Annotated in this window: 15 protein-coding genes and 1 pseudogene; 3 read left to right on the top strand and 13 right to left on the bottom strand. The window is 36.5% G+C overall.

Features of this window, described 5'->3' with window-relative positions; translation table 11 throughout:
* Nucleotides 1-288: 288 nt before the first annotated feature.
* The 8 genes from FVQ77_12530 to FVQ77_12495 form a co-directional block, all read right to left on the bottom strand.
* A complete protein-coding gene (locus FVQ77_12530; GenBank protein MBW8051139.1) occupies nt 289-495 on the bottom strand; it encodes a hypothetical protein in 207 nt (68 codons plus the stop codon).
* Nucleotides 496-607: 112 nt separating this feature from the next.
* Complete coding sequence (locus FVQ77_12525; GenBank protein MBW8051138.1) at nt 608-808, bottom strand: hypothetical protein; 201 nt, start codon at nt 806-808, stop codon at nt 608-610.
* 222 nt (nt 809-1,030) lie between these two features.
* On the bottom strand, nt 1,031-1,753 hold the full coding sequence (locus FVQ77_12520) for a hypothetical protein (GenBank protein MBW8051137.1): 723 nt from the start codon (nt 1,751-1,753) through the stop codon (nt 1,031-1,033).
* A gap of 236 nt (nt 1,754-1,989) precedes the next feature.
* Complete coding sequence (locus FVQ77_12515) at nt 1,990-2,445, bottom strand: hypothetical protein (protein MBW8051136.1); 456 nt, start codon at nt 2,443-2,445, stop codon at nt 1,990-1,992.
* 26 nt (nt 2,446-2,471) lie between these two features.
* Nucleotides 2,472-3,134 (bottom strand): hypothetical protein, encoded by a 663-nt coding sequence (locus FVQ77_12510; protein MBW8051135.1) that lies wholly within the window; start codon nt 3,132-3,134, stop codon nt 2,472-2,474.
* Between the two features lie 258 nt (nt 3,135-3,392).
* Nucleotides 3,393-3,728: a MerR family transcriptional regulator gene (locus FVQ77_12505; GenBank protein ID MBW8051134.1), complete on the bottom strand. Its 336-nt coding sequence runs from the start codon at nt 3,726-3,728 to the stop codon at nt 3,393-3,395.
* Nucleotides 3,729-3,818: 90 nt separating this feature from the next.
* Entirely contained in the window at nt 3,819-5,054 is a 1,236-nt protein-coding gene (locus FVQ77_12500) for a peptidoglycan-binding protein (GenBank protein ID MBW8051133.1), read from the bottom strand.
* A gap of 179 nt (nt 5,055-5,233) precedes the next feature.
* Complete coding sequence (locus FVQ77_12495) at nt 5,234-6,211, bottom strand: M23 family metallopeptidase (GenBank protein ID MBW8051132.1); 978 nt, start codon at nt 6,209-6,211, stop codon at nt 5,234-5,236.
* A 205-nt stretch (nt 6,212-6,416) separates the two neighbouring features.
* Here FVQ77_12495 and alaS point away from each other — a divergent pair.
* Nucleotides 6,417-8,063: pseudogene (gene alaS / locus FVQ77_12490) on the top strand (alanine--tRNA ligase).
* A 1,396-nt stretch (nt 8,064-9,459) separates the two neighbouring features.
* Here the strand turns inward: alaS and FVQ77_12485 are convergent.
* Entirely contained in the window at nt 9,460-9,942 is a 483-nt protein-coding gene (locus FVQ77_12485) for a DUF4442 domain-containing protein (GenBank protein ID MBW8051131.1), read from the bottom strand.
* Nucleotides 9,943-10,266: 324 nt separating this feature from the next.
* Between FVQ77_12485 and gatB the strand changes: the two genes are divergently transcribed.
* Nucleotides 10,267-11,721, top strand: coding sequence for an Asp-tRNA(Asn)/Glu-tRNA(Gln) amidotransferase subunit GatB (gene gatB / locus FVQ77_12480; protein ID MBW8051130.1), 1,455 nt, complete (start codon nt 10,267-10,269; stop codon nt 11,719-11,721).
* The gene (locus FVQ77_12475) at nt 11,718-12,956 is read left to right on the top strand and encodes an AhpC/TSA family protein (protein MBW8051129.1); all 1,239 of its coding nucleotides are present in this window, start codon (nt 11,718-11,720) and stop codon (nt 12,954-12,956) included. Before gatB ends, FVQ77_12475 begins: the two co-directional genes overlap by 4 nt.
* An 87-nt stretch (nt 12,957-13,043) precedes the next feature.
* Here the strand turns inward: FVQ77_12475 and FVQ77_12470 are convergent, their stop codons facing one another.
* The 4 genes from FVQ77_12470 to FVQ77_12455 all read right to left on the bottom strand — a co-directional run.
* Nucleotides 13,044-13,421 (bottom strand): four helix bundle protein, encoded by a 378-nt coding sequence (locus FVQ77_12470; GenBank protein ID MBW8051128.1) that lies wholly within the window; start codon nt 13,419-13,421, stop codon nt 13,044-13,046.
* An 86-nt stretch (nt 13,422-13,507) separates the two neighbouring features.
* Nucleotides 13,508-14,035, bottom strand: a complete 528-nt coding sequence (locus tag FVQ77_12465) for a hypothetical protein (GenBank protein ID MBW8051127.1) — start codon at nt 14,033-14,035, stop codon at nt 13,508-13,510.
* Nucleotides 14,032-14,460 carry an acyl-CoA thioesterase gene (locus FVQ77_12460; protein MBW8051126.1) on the bottom strand — a complete coding sequence of 143 codons (429 nt, stop codon included), beginning with the start codon at nt 14,458-14,460 and terminating at the stop codon, nt 14,032-14,034. The genes FVQ77_12465 and FVQ77_12460 overlap by 4 nt, the downstream gene beginning before the upstream one ends.
* A 360-nt stretch (nt 14,461-14,820) precedes the next feature.
* The coding region (locus FVQ77_12455; GenBank protein MBW8051125.1) for a T9SS type A sorting domain-containing protein at nt 14,821-15,677 on the bottom strand (857 nt) is incomplete at its 5' end.

Raw genomic sequence — 15,677 nt, 5'->3', positions numbered from 1 at the left:
AGCCCCCCTGCCTCCCGCAATGGTGGCCAGATGTCCACTGGACATCGTCCTCCCCAAAGGGGGGATTTTGCCGCCCCCTTTGCCTCCTGGAGGGGTTAAGGGTTGGCCAGTTCTCCCCTCTTTCCTGTTTTCAGCGTTGCAACACCCTAATTATTTTTTCGCAAAAATTGGACACTGCATATATTTATGGAATATCCTGCATCAAGGTTGACAAAAAATAATAGAAGTGAAGGAAATTTCTTAGTAAGTCGTTTAGCCTGCCGGTCAAACTTTTTTATGGAGATAACTTTAAAGTTCATCTATCAACTCTTTTGCAGGTCTTCCTTTTAGCTTGCCCGCTTTGATCAGCTTCATTTCTTCTACTGCTTCACGGAGATCTTCCAGGAACTTGGCCTTAGTATCAGTAAGCGGCTTTGTTTTTACGTATGACAGCCCATTCAACACTTCCAATAAAGAAGGTGCTTTGTTGTCTTTTATGTCAAGTAGTACTTTCATGGTTGAATTATTTTGCGTAAGCGTGTTGATTTTTGAAATCCCTTATCAGCGCATCAAGGGTAACGTAAATGTAATCCTTGTCTTTTTCAGAGAGTTAAAACTAATTGATACATTATAAGTGTTTTCTTTTTTGTTCAATGCTTTTAAAAACATCGGCAGCAGGTACAAACTCTTGCTTACGAGCTTTTACTTTATCATAAGCTTTGATGCACTCAAATTCGTCTAATTCCTCCATAATTTTCTCATAGTCCTTTACAGGGACAACCACAGCAAGTGTTTTTCCATGATCATCGGTGATGTATTGTGTTATCATTGTGTTATAAATTCTATTTATGTGCGTATTGCTTACGATAAAAATAAGGCATTTCACCCAAATCATTGCACCTTTTTTACATTATTTTCCTTTTGTTTTCAACACTTTTATTAACTGCGAAACTTCAGTAATATAAATATCAGGCAAAACTTAGGCTTCCAATAAATACTTTGGAATTTAATTTTAACAGAAATGATATTCAGCAGCCATTGTAAGTGCTTATTACAAATCATTCACAAGATCCTGAACGCTTTTTGTCTTTTTTGTAAGCACAAATTTACATTTGGAAAACTTATTAACTTGCCACCCACCCCAAAAAACATAGGTTCCGAACTGGTCTTTCGTATTATATTCAGCAATAGTTTGGCTGTCGAATTCCCAAACCATGACAGTGTTTGTAGAACCCTGAAAACTTACTTTAACATTTTTATATTTATGATATACTACTGTTTCAAGCCATTCAGCCTGAATTTTAAAAATGGTAAGAATATCTTTAAGAGTACTTGTTCCAGCGATACCTTCCAGCTTCATTTCAAGAGTAAACCTGTCAACAACACCGGTCGCAATAAAAAACTCACCGCCATTAAAATCAAGACCTAAATAGTTAAAGATCTGATCAATTATAGAAGTGATTAATGACAATTTACCGAGAAAAGTTTGATTATAAACTACATATGAAATCATAGGGCCTGCAGTAGATATAACCGTACCATCACTGCTTAAATGAAAAAAAGGAGGTATTTTTTTTCCTAATACTTTTACACTTATTGTATCAAGAATGTCAGTGTCTGAGCTATCATAGGCCTCCGTCACTTCCCACACCCCTTCTATTAAGGTTTTCGTTGGAGTTGGTTCTGGTTCGTTTTCTAAATTGCAAGAAGATAAGATCAGTATTATTGTACCTAATAATACTAATTGTTTGGTTAAAATGTTAATTAGTTTCATGATTGAAAAAAGGTTTAATTGAGGTTAATAACAACTATAAAGATATAAAAAAATACGTTAATGTTCTTTGCCTATTTTATATTAAATCACCAGGTAAAAAAATTCATTACAAAATCCACTCTCATTAGCTCATAATATATCTTGAAACTATCATGACCTTCCTTAAACATCAATCCAATAGTGCCGCCTATCGTTAAAACAGTCAACCACCTCTAGCTTGAATTTTACCAGCTCTACTATAATTCGCTCCATCCCTTTGCATCTTTGCAAATAAACTCAACTGCCTTTCTGACTTTTATTCTTTTGCCATAAAAGTAGGGAGCGACAAAAGCATCTTTTACGCCCTGAGCCCTGATGTTTTGTTTAAGTGATTCTACCTGGTTTAAAGTTTCTACTTTATTTACAAGAAACTTTGAATAGCCGTCATCATCTTCCACCATTTCAATATCACCCACCCCTTGAAGAAAATCAAATTCATACGGGTCCGGGGGATATATGTACGCCCCGATCTGGACTCTGAATACCAGGTTTTCAACTTTAACATCTCCACATTCAGCTAAAGCTTCAAGATATTCTTCCTCAGTGATCTCTAAACTCATTCCAATATCCCCAATAGTTTCATCCTCTTTACTGAAGAAATTACAGCCGCTTATTAGCGCTGCTATGATGATAAATAGTGTAAATTTTTTCATTTTATTTTTATTTTTTCCGCACAAAACTAACATTTAATATTAATTTCCAAAAATATATCTAAATAATTCTTTTTTAAGCTATTTTCAATTTCAGTAATGAAAAGGGTCAATTGGTCATTATGATCATCATTGTATGGTGGTTTGACGCCAATCCCGGAACAAATCCTGTTGATCGCAAATATAACACTTTTGTTTTCAAGATACGAAAAAATATACTGGTAGTGTATAAATTTTTTTATATAAATACAAAAATCATTGTGATCATAGTTGAGATCATTCACAAAAACAGGCTCAATATGAACTATATTTACTTTTTTTAGATTGGAATAAAACGCTTCACATACACCGCTGTGTTTTATTAACAGAACCCTGTCTAACAAAATTTCCAGGAACAGGTGTGGAACAAAAAAAGGTTTTGGTAATTGATATAACAATAATTTTTCTTTGATGGTTGCCTGGTAAGATTTAAAAAACTCAGAGGAGTGAAAGAGCTTATCTACCCGGTGGTGCTTTTTGATGCCAGATTTTATTTGCTTAGTATCCTCAGGATCATTTTCAGATGGTCCGGCTATTTTGTTTGACCTGACTTTTCTGTTGTAATTGCGGATCAGATCTGGCAGCGCTACGCCCAGCTTGAAATAGGATGATTCGTTATTTCGATCAATATAGAAATGGGATAGGAAGTTCACTAGTGTAGCAACAATTTAGTTTTGCAACATTAATTAGTAATAAATAGATTCTTTCGTTATTAATCAACAAATGGTTATATGGCTATATGGTTAAATGGTTTGTGATTAGCTGAAAGAGTTACTAATCTCATAGGTTTAAACTCGCTGCTTAATTGCTGGCAATTTAGTTGCCATAAAGCCATATAACCATCTTAACAATTGAACAATGAAATAATATATTTTATGATTACAATATTGCGTAATTAAATTGTTGCTACACTAGATTCTATCTTTTAACTCCACCAGGAACGCCTTTACCTTTTCCAGTGATTTGATTACTTCAATATGATTCAAGGTTTTATTTTTTTTGCTTTTAATTATCTCTTTTGCTCCCTGTAGTGTGTAGCCCTTTTCTTTAACTAAGTGATAAACTAATTTAATATTTTCAATGACATCTTTTGTGTAACGCCTGTTTCCTTTTTTGTTTTTTTTAGGATTAATAATATCAAACTCTTTTTCCCAGAATCTGATAAGAGAGTTGGCAACACCAAACATTTCAGCCACCTCGCCTATTGTATAATATTTTTTTTCTATTTCTTTTTCTTTGTATGGCATCTTTTTTAGAACGCATAGCCCCGCCAGTTGGCGGGGAAAAAGGGCTTGAGTGTAGGGAACTCCATGCGCTATGCGCCATGCGCTTTGCGCTTAATTGTATTCAACTTTAAATACCATCACCGAATTTCCTCCTTTCCCTTTCTTACCCTGCGAAGTTACTGTTAGTAGTGAGTTATCATCTGATAGTGATAAGCCTACAGGATAAGAATCAGCTTTAATTGTAGCGACTATTTTCATATCTGCAGAACGGATTGCAACTATTTTACTTTCATTATTTACAGCCGCGAAAACATATTTACCGTCAGAAGTGCAGGCTATTGTTCTTACCCCAATACCAGCGTAGCAGCTTTTCCAGTCGGTTATGGTATCATTACTCCCTTTGTTTTCAAGTTTTTGCTTTAAAAATTCTTCCAGGTTGGTTTTTTGAACATAGCCGCTACTATTTGTACCGATGAATAGTTCATTATTGCATATTATTATATGGCGGATATTATCCTGCATCCCAAATACAGTGCCGATATACGATTTTGATTCCAGGTCAAATACGGCAATCCCACCTCCACCCATCCTGGCTACCAACAGGTATGCGCTGTCAGGCGTAAATACCGTCCCCCTCAGACAGTAACCACAATTATGGTCACGGTTTATCTTTTCTCCTTTACTGTATTTTAGCTTTAGTTGTTTTTCAACTACAAGGTGTTTGATGTATTTAAAGTTTGCTACGCTATCGCTGCTTATGTCAATCAACCCAATAGTGTTATCACCCCAGTGAGTTACTGCAATATATTTATTATCAGGTGAGGCAGTGATCATCTTGGGTAATGGACCGGTCGGCATTACACGTATGATCTTGTCACTCTCTGTATCAACAATAGCAAGAGCAGACGGGCTTGCTGCATTTTGATCATAATCTCTGCGGTAGTATGTTATCCATAAATATTTCCCGCTATGAGAAAAACAGCTCTCTACCGGTTTTCCGCTGAATATATTATAATCTTTCTTACGGTATTGAAATTTATAACCAAAAACTGTTGTATCAGAAAATAAATAAGCGTTTTGACTTCTAAATTTATGTTTAATAATTTGTATCCTTTTCATTGAATCCAAATCATAAACCGAAGTGCTGAAACCTTCTAAAGAATTTATATATAGCTTATTACTCCCACTGTCCCGGGACAAAAATATCGCAGATTTAGGTGAATAAATACTATTATCATATTTGTCGTGAGGGCTTTTTACATGGGTGGTGTAACGCTGGAACCTTTCAATGAGGGTCAGGAATACTTCGGGGATAGTGGTAGAAGTAGCGCCTATTCCTATATGCACTACTGTGTCAGTAGTATTTTGTGCAGGCGCATTACCCCAGTGAAATAATGTTATTATTAATACTCCACATTTAAAAACAAAAAAATGCCACAAAGACACAAAGTCACCAAGATACACTAAAAAATTTTTGTGAAACTTAGTGTCTTGGTGTCTTTGTGGCAGGTTTTTCAAAGTTTCCTTTACGATAAAGATTGATTCTCTATAGAGGCTAATTTCAGGATCTCTTCATATTCTTCAGGGGTAAGATCGTTGAAGAAATAATGTACGGGATTTACTTTTTTTCTTTTGTGGATAACCTCATAATGTAAGTGAGGCGCTACAGAGGTGCCTGTACTGCCAACGTATCCTATCACTTCCCCTCTTTTTACAATTTGACCGGGTTTAACAGTAAATGATCTCAAATGTGCATATTTTGTTATGTATCCATAGCCGTGATCAATTTCAATTTGTTTACCATATCCCCGGTAACTTTGCTTAATGAGCCTTACTTTACCATCTCCCGTAGCATATATCGCTGTTCCTCTTGGTGCCGAAAAATCAATACCAGTATGCATTTTTCTTACTTTATATATAGGGTGGATCCTCATTCCGTAACCCGAAGCTAATCTTTTGAGCTTTTTATTGGCAATTGGTTGTATTGCCGGAATTGATGCGAACATTTTAGCTTTGTCTTGGGCGAGTTCCAGTATTTCATCATACGATTTAGTCTGTATGTACATTTGCTTTTTCAGATTATCAATCTTTTTAAAGGTATTAACGATCAAGTCTTCTCTTTCAATTCCTTTTTCCAAAAGGTCTTTATATCTATTAGAACCACCAATTCCTGCCTTACGAATTGACAGAGGCACCGGTTCTGCTTCAAATATAGTTCTGTAAACATTTTCATCCCTTTGCTGCAAGTTTGTTAGCATATTATTGACCAGTTGGAGTTCCTTATTCAAAATTTTATAATACAATTCAAACTCCTCATTTTCTTTTTCCAACTGAACTTCATTATAAGAAGGAAAGTAATTACTGGTAATATATACTATACCTACCGCAAGTAACATAGCAACAAAAAAGAAACCCATGAAATTCAATATAACATCCAGTGTACTTATCTTAATTCTCTCGTACTTACAGGAATCAGTATCGTAATAATATTTTATTCTTGCCATGATTATACTTTTATTTTATAAAAGTTTGTTTTTTTGAGCAAAACTTTTTTTAATGTAACTTTGCTACGCTAAGTTATCAATCATTAAATTACTTTTAAGCACTTGCTGAGTTGCTAAATACTTAAATTTCAGTATCATACGTAAAAATCGGGCGCAAGTTATAAAAAAATATTAAAACAACAAAATAGCTACCTAATAATATTTTATGAATTCTATCGAAATCAGGCAAAAATTTTTGGATTTTTTTAATTCAAAAGGCCATAAAATAGTCAGTTCTGCTCCCATAGTAGTAAAAGATGACCCTACGCTGATGTTTACAAACGCTGGGATGAACCAGTTTAAGGACTATTTTCTTGGCAATGCAAAACCGCAGCATAAAAGGGTTGTTAATTCTCAAAAATGCCTGAGAGTTTCCGGCAAGCATAATGATCTTGAGCAGGTAGGATATGACACCTATCATCATACCATGTTTGAGATGCTGGGGAACTGGTCTTTTGACGATTATTTCAAAGAAGATGCCATCAAATGGGCATGGGAATTATTGACTGGTATTTATAAAATTGACCCTGACCGGCTCTATGTTACAGTTTTTGGAAGTAATACGGAGGTGGCAAAATCCCCCCTTCGGGGAGGACGATGTCAAGTGGACATCGGGCCAGCATTGCGGGAGGCAGGGGGGCTATTACTCCCGGATAAAGAAGCAAAAGCAGTTTGGGAAAAAATTATTCCTGCCGATAGAATACTGGAATTCGGTAAAGATAATTTCTGGGAAATGGGCGAAACAGGCCCGTGTGGACCCTGTTCTGAAATTCATATAGATTTGCGGAATGAACAGGAAAGAAAAAAGTTTGACGGAAAATCGCTCGTTAATAAAGGTTCTCCTTTTGTAGTTGAACTTTGGAATCTTGTTTTCATTGAGTTTAACAGGCAGGCAGACGGAAAATTAATACCACTCAAAAACAAGCATGTTGATACAGGAATGGGCTTTGAAAGGTTATGTATGGTATTGCAAGGCAAAAAATCAAATTACGATACAGATATCTTTCAGCCGTTGATACAATTTATTGCAAAGGCATGTGGTAAAAAGTATGGAATTGATGTGGAAAATGTAAATTCGAAATCCGAAATCCGAAATTCGAAATCCGAAATTCGAAATTCGAAATCCGAAATCCGAAATTCGAAATTCGAAATTCGAAATCCGAAATTCCAAATCACCAAATCAGACGTGGCCATGCGGGTTATTGCCGACCACATCAGGGCTATCGCTTTTTCAATTGCTGACGGACAACTCCCTTACAGAGATGGTTCCGGTTATGTGATCAGAAGGATTTTACGCAGGGCGGTTCGGTTTGCTTTTACCTTTCTGGATTTAGTAGAACCTTTTATCTATAAGCTTGTGCCGGTTGTTGCTACACAATTTAAAAATATTTTCCCTGAACTGTACGCCCAGCAAAATTTAGTTCAGAAGGTGATCAGGGAAGAAGAAAGTTCATTTTTAAAGACGCTTGAGAGCGGGCTTAAAAAATTGGAACAGATTGTAAAGCAAGATTTACCCCGTAGAATAAAAGAAGTTTCACAGGGTGAATCTCGCATAGATGGAAAAACAGCTTTTGAACTTTACGACACGTATGGTTTTCCTCTTGATCTGACGGCATTGATTGCAGGTGAGTATGGTACTAAAGTAGATGAAAAAGGTTTTGAAAAAGAAATGAAGGTGCAGAAGGAACGCTCTAAAAGTGCGGCTAAGATTGATACAGAAGATTGGGTACTTATAAATGATGGGGATGATGTAGAATTTGTTGGTTATGAAAAGTTAGAAGCAACTGCAAAAATAATTAAATACAGGAAGGTCAGCAGCCCCCCTAAATCCCCCCAAAGGGGGGACTTCCCCGCCTCACTTCCCCAAGGCAAAAGCGATGGCAAAGTCTCACCCTTTGGGGGAGATTTAGAGGGGGCTGATAGTGATGGCAAAGTCCCCCCTTTGGGGGGATTTAGGGGGGCTGTTCAATACCACATAGTGCTTAACAAAACGCCATTTTACGCTGAAAGCGGGGGGCAGGTAGGTGATACCGGCTATATTGAAGCAAAGTCGGAGCGAAGCGGAGATCCCGACTTGTCTGGGAACGAAAAGATTTATATTACAGATACTAAAAAGGAGAATGAACTGATCATTCACGTTGCTGAAAAGCTGCCTGAAGATGTTGAAGCCACCTTTAGAGCAGTGGTGGACGCCAAAAAGCGTTTACCGACTCAAAACAATCATTCTGCCACACATTTGCTGCATGCTGCATTGAGACGTGTTTTAGGAGACCACGTTCAGCAAAAAGGCTCTTTGGTGCATCCTGACTATCTGCGGTTTGATTTTTCGCACTTTGCTAAAGTTTCTAACAAGGAGCTAAAGCAAATTGAAGTACAGGTAAATCAAAAGATAAGGGAAAACATAGCGCTTGATGAAAAAAGAAATGTTCCTTTAAAGGAAGCTAAAAGGTTGGGCGCTATGGCGCTTTTTGGTGAAAAATATAGTGACAGGGTACGAATGATCATTTTTCAAGGTTATTCTGTAGAATTATGTGGCGGGACGCACGTTTCTGCAACGGGTGAGATTGGCGTTTTTAAGATCATTGCAGAGAGCTCGGTTGCTGCGGGGGTGCGAAGGATAGAAGCGTTCACTGCAGACAAAGCTGAACTCTATATTAACAAACATCTTGATATAATTGATAATTTAAAAGAACAATTAAAAAACCCTAAAGATATTAGTAAAGCGGTTCATACATTAATTGAGGAAAACAATGAGCTAAAAAAGCAGGTTGAAAGCTATCAACTACAGCAGGTAAATCAGTTAAAGCAGGAATTTATTGATAGCATAGAGCATTTGGATGGTGTAAGCTATATTGCAAAAAAAGTCGCTCTTTCTTCCAATAATGCTTTAAGGCAGCTGGCTTTTGATCTGAAACGTAAAGTTGATGATCTTTTTTTGGTGTTGGCAACAGAGATCAATGGCAAGCCGCAAATTGCTGTGATGATCTCTGATGGTTTGGTGAAGAAAAAAGGTTATCATGCCGGTAATATTGTTAAAGAACTTGCTAAAGAGATAAAGGGTGGGGGAGGTGGTCAGGCTTTTTTTGCTACGGCTGGGGGGAAAGATCTGAAGGGGTTGGATAAGGTTATTTTGAAGGCGAAGAAATATTTGTGATTTTTGAAGTAGGAGGTAATAACTTCGTTTTCAAAAACAATTATTATGTTTCCAATCAATTGGATTTACGAACTTTAACTGAAATCGTCAGAACAAATTTAGCAACTGGCTCATCACCGCTAAGTGATGGTACGGTAGCTATTATATTGACTGGTTGATCTACTCGCTCACCTGTATTAATAGTCTGATCTATTATTTTTGATATGACATGTCCTTCATCACAAGTAAAGTAAACATCATCATCTGGCCTTTTAAAAAAATCTGCTTTGAAATCTTTAAATATCAGGGATATCTTTTGTTTTTTTTTCTTTACTAAATAAAAAGCCATAAAAGCGCCAGCTACATCAGCGCCTATTGCTAATGCGCCAAAATACATACTATTAAAGTGATTTTTAGTCCTTTTTTTGAGAGGGATCTTGACGACAACTTTTTGATCATTAATTTCGATAATTTTAGGTCTGCAATAATGTATTAGAGGTATCTTTATCAAGCTAAAAATTTTTAAAGATAAATTTGCTTTAGTTAATGATGTGAGTATTTTCATACTTAGATAAAAGAAAGATTGTCCAAATTTATTTAATGGAACTTTTATATCATAATTTTGATTGATATTTTTACTAACTTTGGCAATAATTGCCCAATGCCTCAAATTAAAATCTAAGTATTATGCTTTTATCTAATGAAATGGTTAACTTTTTTCTGCAAATTTTTGGTGCAACTGGCTGGGTAAGTGATACGGAATACATTTTTCTTTTCCTGCTCATTTTGCTTGGTTTAATTTTAAGTGTACCCTTTTTAATTAAACTTTTTAATAAGATAGTTCTTAAAGTAAGAAGCAGGATGTTGAATACTGGGAATAACAATGAAGCCGACTAAAATTAAAAACAAATACCAGGCAGTTATCGGCCTTGAAGTCCACTGCCAGTTGCTTACCAAAAGCAAAGCTTATTCTTCTGATTCTACCCAATACGGTAATTTACCCAATACCAATCTAAGCGTAATAACGCTTGCTCATCCGGGTACTTTACCCAAGGTCAATAAGAAAACGGTGGAATATGCTGTTAAGCTGGGCCTTGCCTGTAATTGTAAGATCAACCGCAATAACGGTTTTGACCGTAAAAATTATTTTTATCCCGATCTGCCGAAAGGCTATCAAATAACACAAGACAAAAAACCGCTATGTACCGGGGGGTATATTAGGATAAGAATTAAGGATAATGACAAAAAAATTGGTATTACCAGGATACACATGGAAGAAGATGCAGGAAAATCAATGCATCTTGATGGAGAAATTGATACATTAATAGATTTTAACAGGGCAGGAGTACCATTGATTGAGATTGTTTCTGAGCCTGAGATCAGAACCAGTGAGGAAGCTTATGCATACCTGGCTGAAATTAAAAAATTGGTTCGTTACCTCGATATTTGTGACGGCAATATGGAAGAAGGATCATTGCGTTGTGATGCAAATATTTCTGTGATGTTAAAAGGTGCTAAAGAATTTGGAACGAGAGTTGAAGTCAAAAATATGAACTCATTTCGTAACGTGCAAAGGGCAATTGAATTTGAGATTAACAGGCAAACAGAGGTAATAGAAAATGGCAAACCCATCATTCACGAAACACGTAATTTTGATGCGGTTACAGGAAAGACCAAAGGTATGCGGACTAAAGAGGAGCTCAATGACTACCGTTATTTCCCTGAACCGGATCTGCAGCCGCTTGTAATTTCTGAAGAATGGCTCAAAGAATTGGAAGCTTCCATCCCAAGCCTTCCTCATCAGTTGTATGACCGTTTTGTCAATGAATATGGATTGCCTGATTACGATGCCAACGTTTTGACTGACACAAAAGAGGTAGCTTTGTATTTTGCAACATTGTGTAAGCATACTAAAAATTATAAAGCAGCATCTAATTGGGTAATGGGTCCTGTGAAATCATATTTGAATGAACTAAATTTACATATTGAACAATTTCCTTTAGCACCTGAATCACTCTCTGGAATTATTGAATTGGTAGAACAGGATAAGGTCAGTCATTCTGCGGCTGTACAAAAAATTTTCCCGGCTATGCTGAAAGCTAACGGGAAATCTGCTATGCAAATCGCTGAGGAGCAAAATCTTATCCAGCAAAGTGATGAAAGCTCAATTCAGCCGGTAATTGATGAGGTTCTTTCAAGATTCCCTGAAAAAATTGCTGAATATAAAGCAGGAAAGTTAGGTTTAATAGGTATGTTTGTGGGTGAAGTCATGAAAATGACAAAAGGAAAGGCGAATCCGAAACTGACAAATGAATTATTAAGAAAAAGGTTGGAATGAAAAATCTATCAATACTTATTTTATCCCTTTTGTTCTTTGCTTCCTGTAATAGCAAGAGCAACTATGAGCAGAAAAATAATCCCAATAAAAGCCGGGATTCCGAAAGTGTTCGTTTAGAAAAAAATAATACAGTTGATGCAATAGAAGTAAAAAAAACTGATTCGGAAATCCTGAATCCCAATCCGAATGAAGGATTTGTCATTACTGCCCAAATCGCAAACCTTACCGGAGGCACGGTTTATCTTGAAGAAATAAAAGGTCAGAATGAGTTTGCGGTTATCAGTACAACGCAGGTAGATACGAAAGGGAGGTTTGATATGAATGGAAAGGTAACGGAGCCTTCATTTTACCGTTTGAGAATAGCCAACAGGGGGGCTGTTGTCTTGGTTCTGGATAATCTTACTATGCACATTACTGCTGATGCAAATGATCTGAACAACACTTTTAAAATTAAAGGATCAAAAGATACGAAACTTTTAAGGAAAATTGACAGGATAATATTTGATTTTCAAAACAAAGTAAAAGCCATTAATCAAAAATATCAATCAGCTATGATCGCCAGGGATAAAAATGCTGCCCGGGCGATTCAACAGGAATATAATTCGCTCCAGGCTAATAATATCAGCAATGTGAAAAAAATCATCAACGTCAATACGAGTTCGGTTGTCGCTGTGTATGTTGCCCTTAATTTTTTAAAAGTTGATAATGATTTTGTTTACTTAGATAGCATTAAAAATATTTTTGAGAAAAAATTACCCGGTTCAAAATTTACAAAAGAGCTGGTCCAGAGAATTAATAGTGTAGGCGGATCTGCAATTGGCAGGCCGGCCCCGGACATTACCATGTACAACACTGAGGGAAAACCCGTATCATTATCCTCTTTAAAAGGTAAATATGTGTTGGTTGATTTCTGGGCTTCCTGGTGCAGGCCTTGCCGGATAGAAAACCCTAATGTTGTAAAAGCATATTTAAAATATAAAGACAAAGGTTTTGAGATATTTGGTGTTTCTTTGGATAATAATAAAGCAAGATGGATACAGGCCATTCAGGCTGACGGCTTAACATGGACCCATGTTTCTGATCTTAAAGGCTGGAAATCCTCAGCAGCCGCACTCTATAATGTAAAAAGCATTCCTGCTACTTTTCTGCTGGATAAACAAGGTAAAATTATTGCTAAAAATCTCAGGGGAAGGACACTGGATAGTAAGCTTGCGGAGATATACAAAGGACAGTAGACAATAGACAATAGACAAAAGACAAATAGACAATAGACAGTAGACAAAAGACAATAGACAGTAGACAATGGACAATAAGACAATAGATTAATTGTTTTTTTTACGTGTATATTTTTCAGGATAATTTATCATATGATTTAACATTTTACCAATCTCGTGTTCTTTTTCAAACCAATCATTTTTAGTTTTTTCAGAAATATATTTACAATGAAAAGCAAAAAGTGTCCAAACATGAGTTTCACTATTTTCCATATCTGCATCTGACATTTTACTAACAAAGTGTGCAGGGTATTGTCTTTTTCTATAACCCTCACCAATGCAACTACAAACAGACCTGGAAGAATTCCTTATCTGAGAAGTAAGTCCATATTTTTCCTCTTGTGGAAATGTTTTTGAAATTTCAAAAATTTCCATTGCTAAGGCAAAGGCTTTTTTAAAAACGGTTAATTCTTTAAATTTAAACATAATATTCTATTATAACTTGATTGCAATTGTCTTGTCTATTGTCTACTGTCTATTGTCTACTGTCTTTTGTCTACTGTCTATTGAACTCACGGCTTCTTAACCGAAAAGACAGCTTTCAGAGCCTCCCATAGCTTTTTTTTCTTCTCAATATCATTTTTTATTTCATCTAAGCTGTCAGCAAGCAGTATCGTTTGTCCTTCTTTGCTATAAAGGTGGTATTTTTGAGGGTACTTAATTTCACTGACCTGGTTAAATAGATCTCCAAATATTATAAGCTTAGTGAAATCGAAGTAGTCTGCAAACGATTGAAAATCAACTTTCAGGCGTTTTGAGGCAGGACTGCCTAAATTTAGTAAGGCGATATCCTTGTAAGTATGTTCAATTGCTTTTAAAATATTTTCAAAAAATTCTTTACTGCTCTCTGATAAATAAGCGTTTTCATTATCTTCAACCAGGACGAGCAGTTGTTTTTTAAATTCTCCAAAATATTCCAGCTTCTTTTCACTTCCACTTTCATCCACACTTGCTCCTTTACCTTTACCTTCATTTACCAGGTAAATATCTTCCTTCATAAAGAGGGATAAAAGATTCGGATTTACAGGTTTTAAGTTCATAACTCAAATAAGCTACGTACCTCCTTAGCTTCACTGGGTTTCATCCTGCCAGCTAAAACTAATCTCAACTGCCTTCTTCTTAAGGCGTCATTATAGAGTTCTGTTTCTTTTTCAGTTTCAGGAATGATCTCCGGTACTTCAATTGTTTTTCCTGATTTGTTAATGGCAACAAATGTATAATAAGCTTCATTTGATTTGATTTTTTCCCCTTTCAGGAAGTCCTCTGCCCAGACTTCAATCCGCACTTCCATTGATGAATAATAAGTTCTTGTTATCTGTGCCTCCAGCGTAACAATACTGCCTAATTTTATAGGATGAGCAAAACTAACGCTATCAACAGAAACGGTCGTTACAATACTGTTTGAATGTTTTATTGCTGTAATACCGGCAACAATATCCATCCAGTGAAGCATTTTTCCGCCCATCAAATGATTGAGGGGATTGGTATCGTTTGGAAACACAACCTCTGCCTTGGTGGTAAATGATTCTTTGGGGTGTTTTTTCTTTCTCAAGGTTGTTATTGGTTTATTAACTGATTGATTTTCAGTCCCGAGTACTCGGGATGGGATTTGGTGTTCTCGCCCAGTGGAATTTTTTCAGATTCCACAGGGTAAATGTTTTAGTGTCTAATATTTTTACTTCTGACATATTTTGGCAGAATATTTTTATACATTCTGAAACAAGTCCACAGTCGCCAATGTTGCCGACTGCCGATTGCCGATTGCCGACTGTTGACTGTTGATTAATAACTTGTTTGGTTCTGGCTGCGCCAGCTTAGGCGTTTCTTATTGTTTATTACAAATGACCTTTCTGGTTATTCTTTGCTCACCAATTGTGATATGCAGGAAGTACACGCCCGGAACAGGAGTATTTACAATGTCATTAAAGTTATACTGATATTCACCGGCTTTTAGATTGTTTTTCTCTATGCTGCCGGCTTTTTTGCCTAATATATCAAAAACATTTATGGAAATATTGTCCACCGATGCCAGTTTAAAGGATATAATCGTATTATTTTCAAATGGATTCGGATACAACTTTATGATATTGGGTGAACCAAATAGTTCACTTACTCCAACAGGGCATAAAGCTGTATCAATTTGAACTGTAATGGTTGTAGAATCTACACAGCCATTAGCTTCTGTACCCACTATCGTGTATGTACTATTCACTGTTGGAAAGGCAGAGACAACAGTACCAGAGGCAGCGCTCAAAGTAGCTGTTGGTGACCAGGTATAGCTAACGGCTCCACTTGCAGTTAATGTCACTGAATCTCCGTTACCACAAACGCTACCAGGCGCCACAGCAATAACAGGTAGAAGATTTACAGTAACTGTGGTTGCTGCTGATGCATAACAACCAAAAGTATTCCAAACCACCACCTGATAATCTCCACCCACAGATGCATTATAGGTCCAGCCTGTATCAGCAGTGGATACACCATTTAACAACCAGCCATAGTTGGTAATACCAGCGGTATCTGATACTAATTCAACACTGTCTCCGGTACAAAAGGTTGTGGCGCCATTTGCAGTGATGTTTGCTATAGGAGACGCATTTACTGTAATGTAATTTGTCCACGTGTAGGCGCTATCCGAACCGTTACAACCAAATGTAGTTAATGTAACATTATAAGTTCCTG

The organism is Cytophagales bacterium (assembly GCA_019456305.1).
Taxonomy (GTDB): Bacteria; Bacteroidota; Bacteroidia; order Cytophagales; family VRUD01; genus VRUD01.
The sequence above is the reverse complement of the archived record's forward strand: the minus strand, read 5'-3'. Positions and strand labels throughout refer to the sequence as shown.

What these genes read in the sequence shown, in the direction of transcription:
- FVQ77_12505 (MBW8051134.1), bottom strand. Translation starts at nt 3,728, where the DNA reads ATGCCATACAAAGAAAAAGAAATAGAAAAAAAATATTATACAATAGGC.
- FVQ77_12520 (MBW8051137.1), bottom strand. Translation starts at nt 1,753, where the DNA reads ATGAAACTAATTAACATTTTAACCAAACAATTAGTATTATTAGGTACA.
- FVQ77_12475 (MBW8051129.1), top strand. Translation starts at nt 11,718, where the DNA reads ATGAAAAATCTATCAATACTTATTTTATCCCTTTTGTTCTTTGCTTCC.
- FVQ77_12525 (MBW8051138.1), bottom strand. Translation starts at nt 808, where the DNA reads ATGATAACACAATACATCACCGATGATCATGGAAAAACACTTGCTGTG.
- FVQ77_12470 (MBW8051128.1), bottom strand. Translation starts at nt 13,421, where the DNA reads ATGTTTAAATTTAAAGAATTAACCGTTTTTAAAAAAGCCTTTGCCTTA.
- FVQ77_12495 (MBW8051132.1), bottom strand. Translation starts at nt 6,211, where the DNA reads ATGGCAAGAATAAAATATTATTACGATACTGATTCCTGTAAGTACGAG.
- FVQ77_12460 (MBW8051126.1), bottom strand. Translation starts at nt 14,460, where the DNA reads ATGGGCGGAAAAATGCTTCACTGGATGGATATTGTTGCCGGTATTACA.
- FVQ77_12515 (MBW8051136.1), bottom strand. Translation starts at nt 2,445, where the DNA reads ATGAAAAAATTTACACTATTTATCATCATAGCAGCGCTAATAAGCGGC.
- FVQ77_12530 (MBW8051139.1), bottom strand. Translation starts at nt 495, where the DNA reads ATGAAAGTACTACTTGACATAAAAGACAACAAAGCACCTTCTTTATTG.
- FVQ77_12465 (MBW8051127.1), bottom strand. Translation starts at nt 14,035, where the DNA reads ATGAACTTAAAACCTGTAAATCCGAATCTTTTATCCCTCTTTATGAAG.
- gatB (MBW8051130.1), top strand. Translation starts at nt 10,267, where the DNA reads ATGAAGCCGACTAAAATTAAAAACAAATACCAGGCAGTTATCGGCCTT.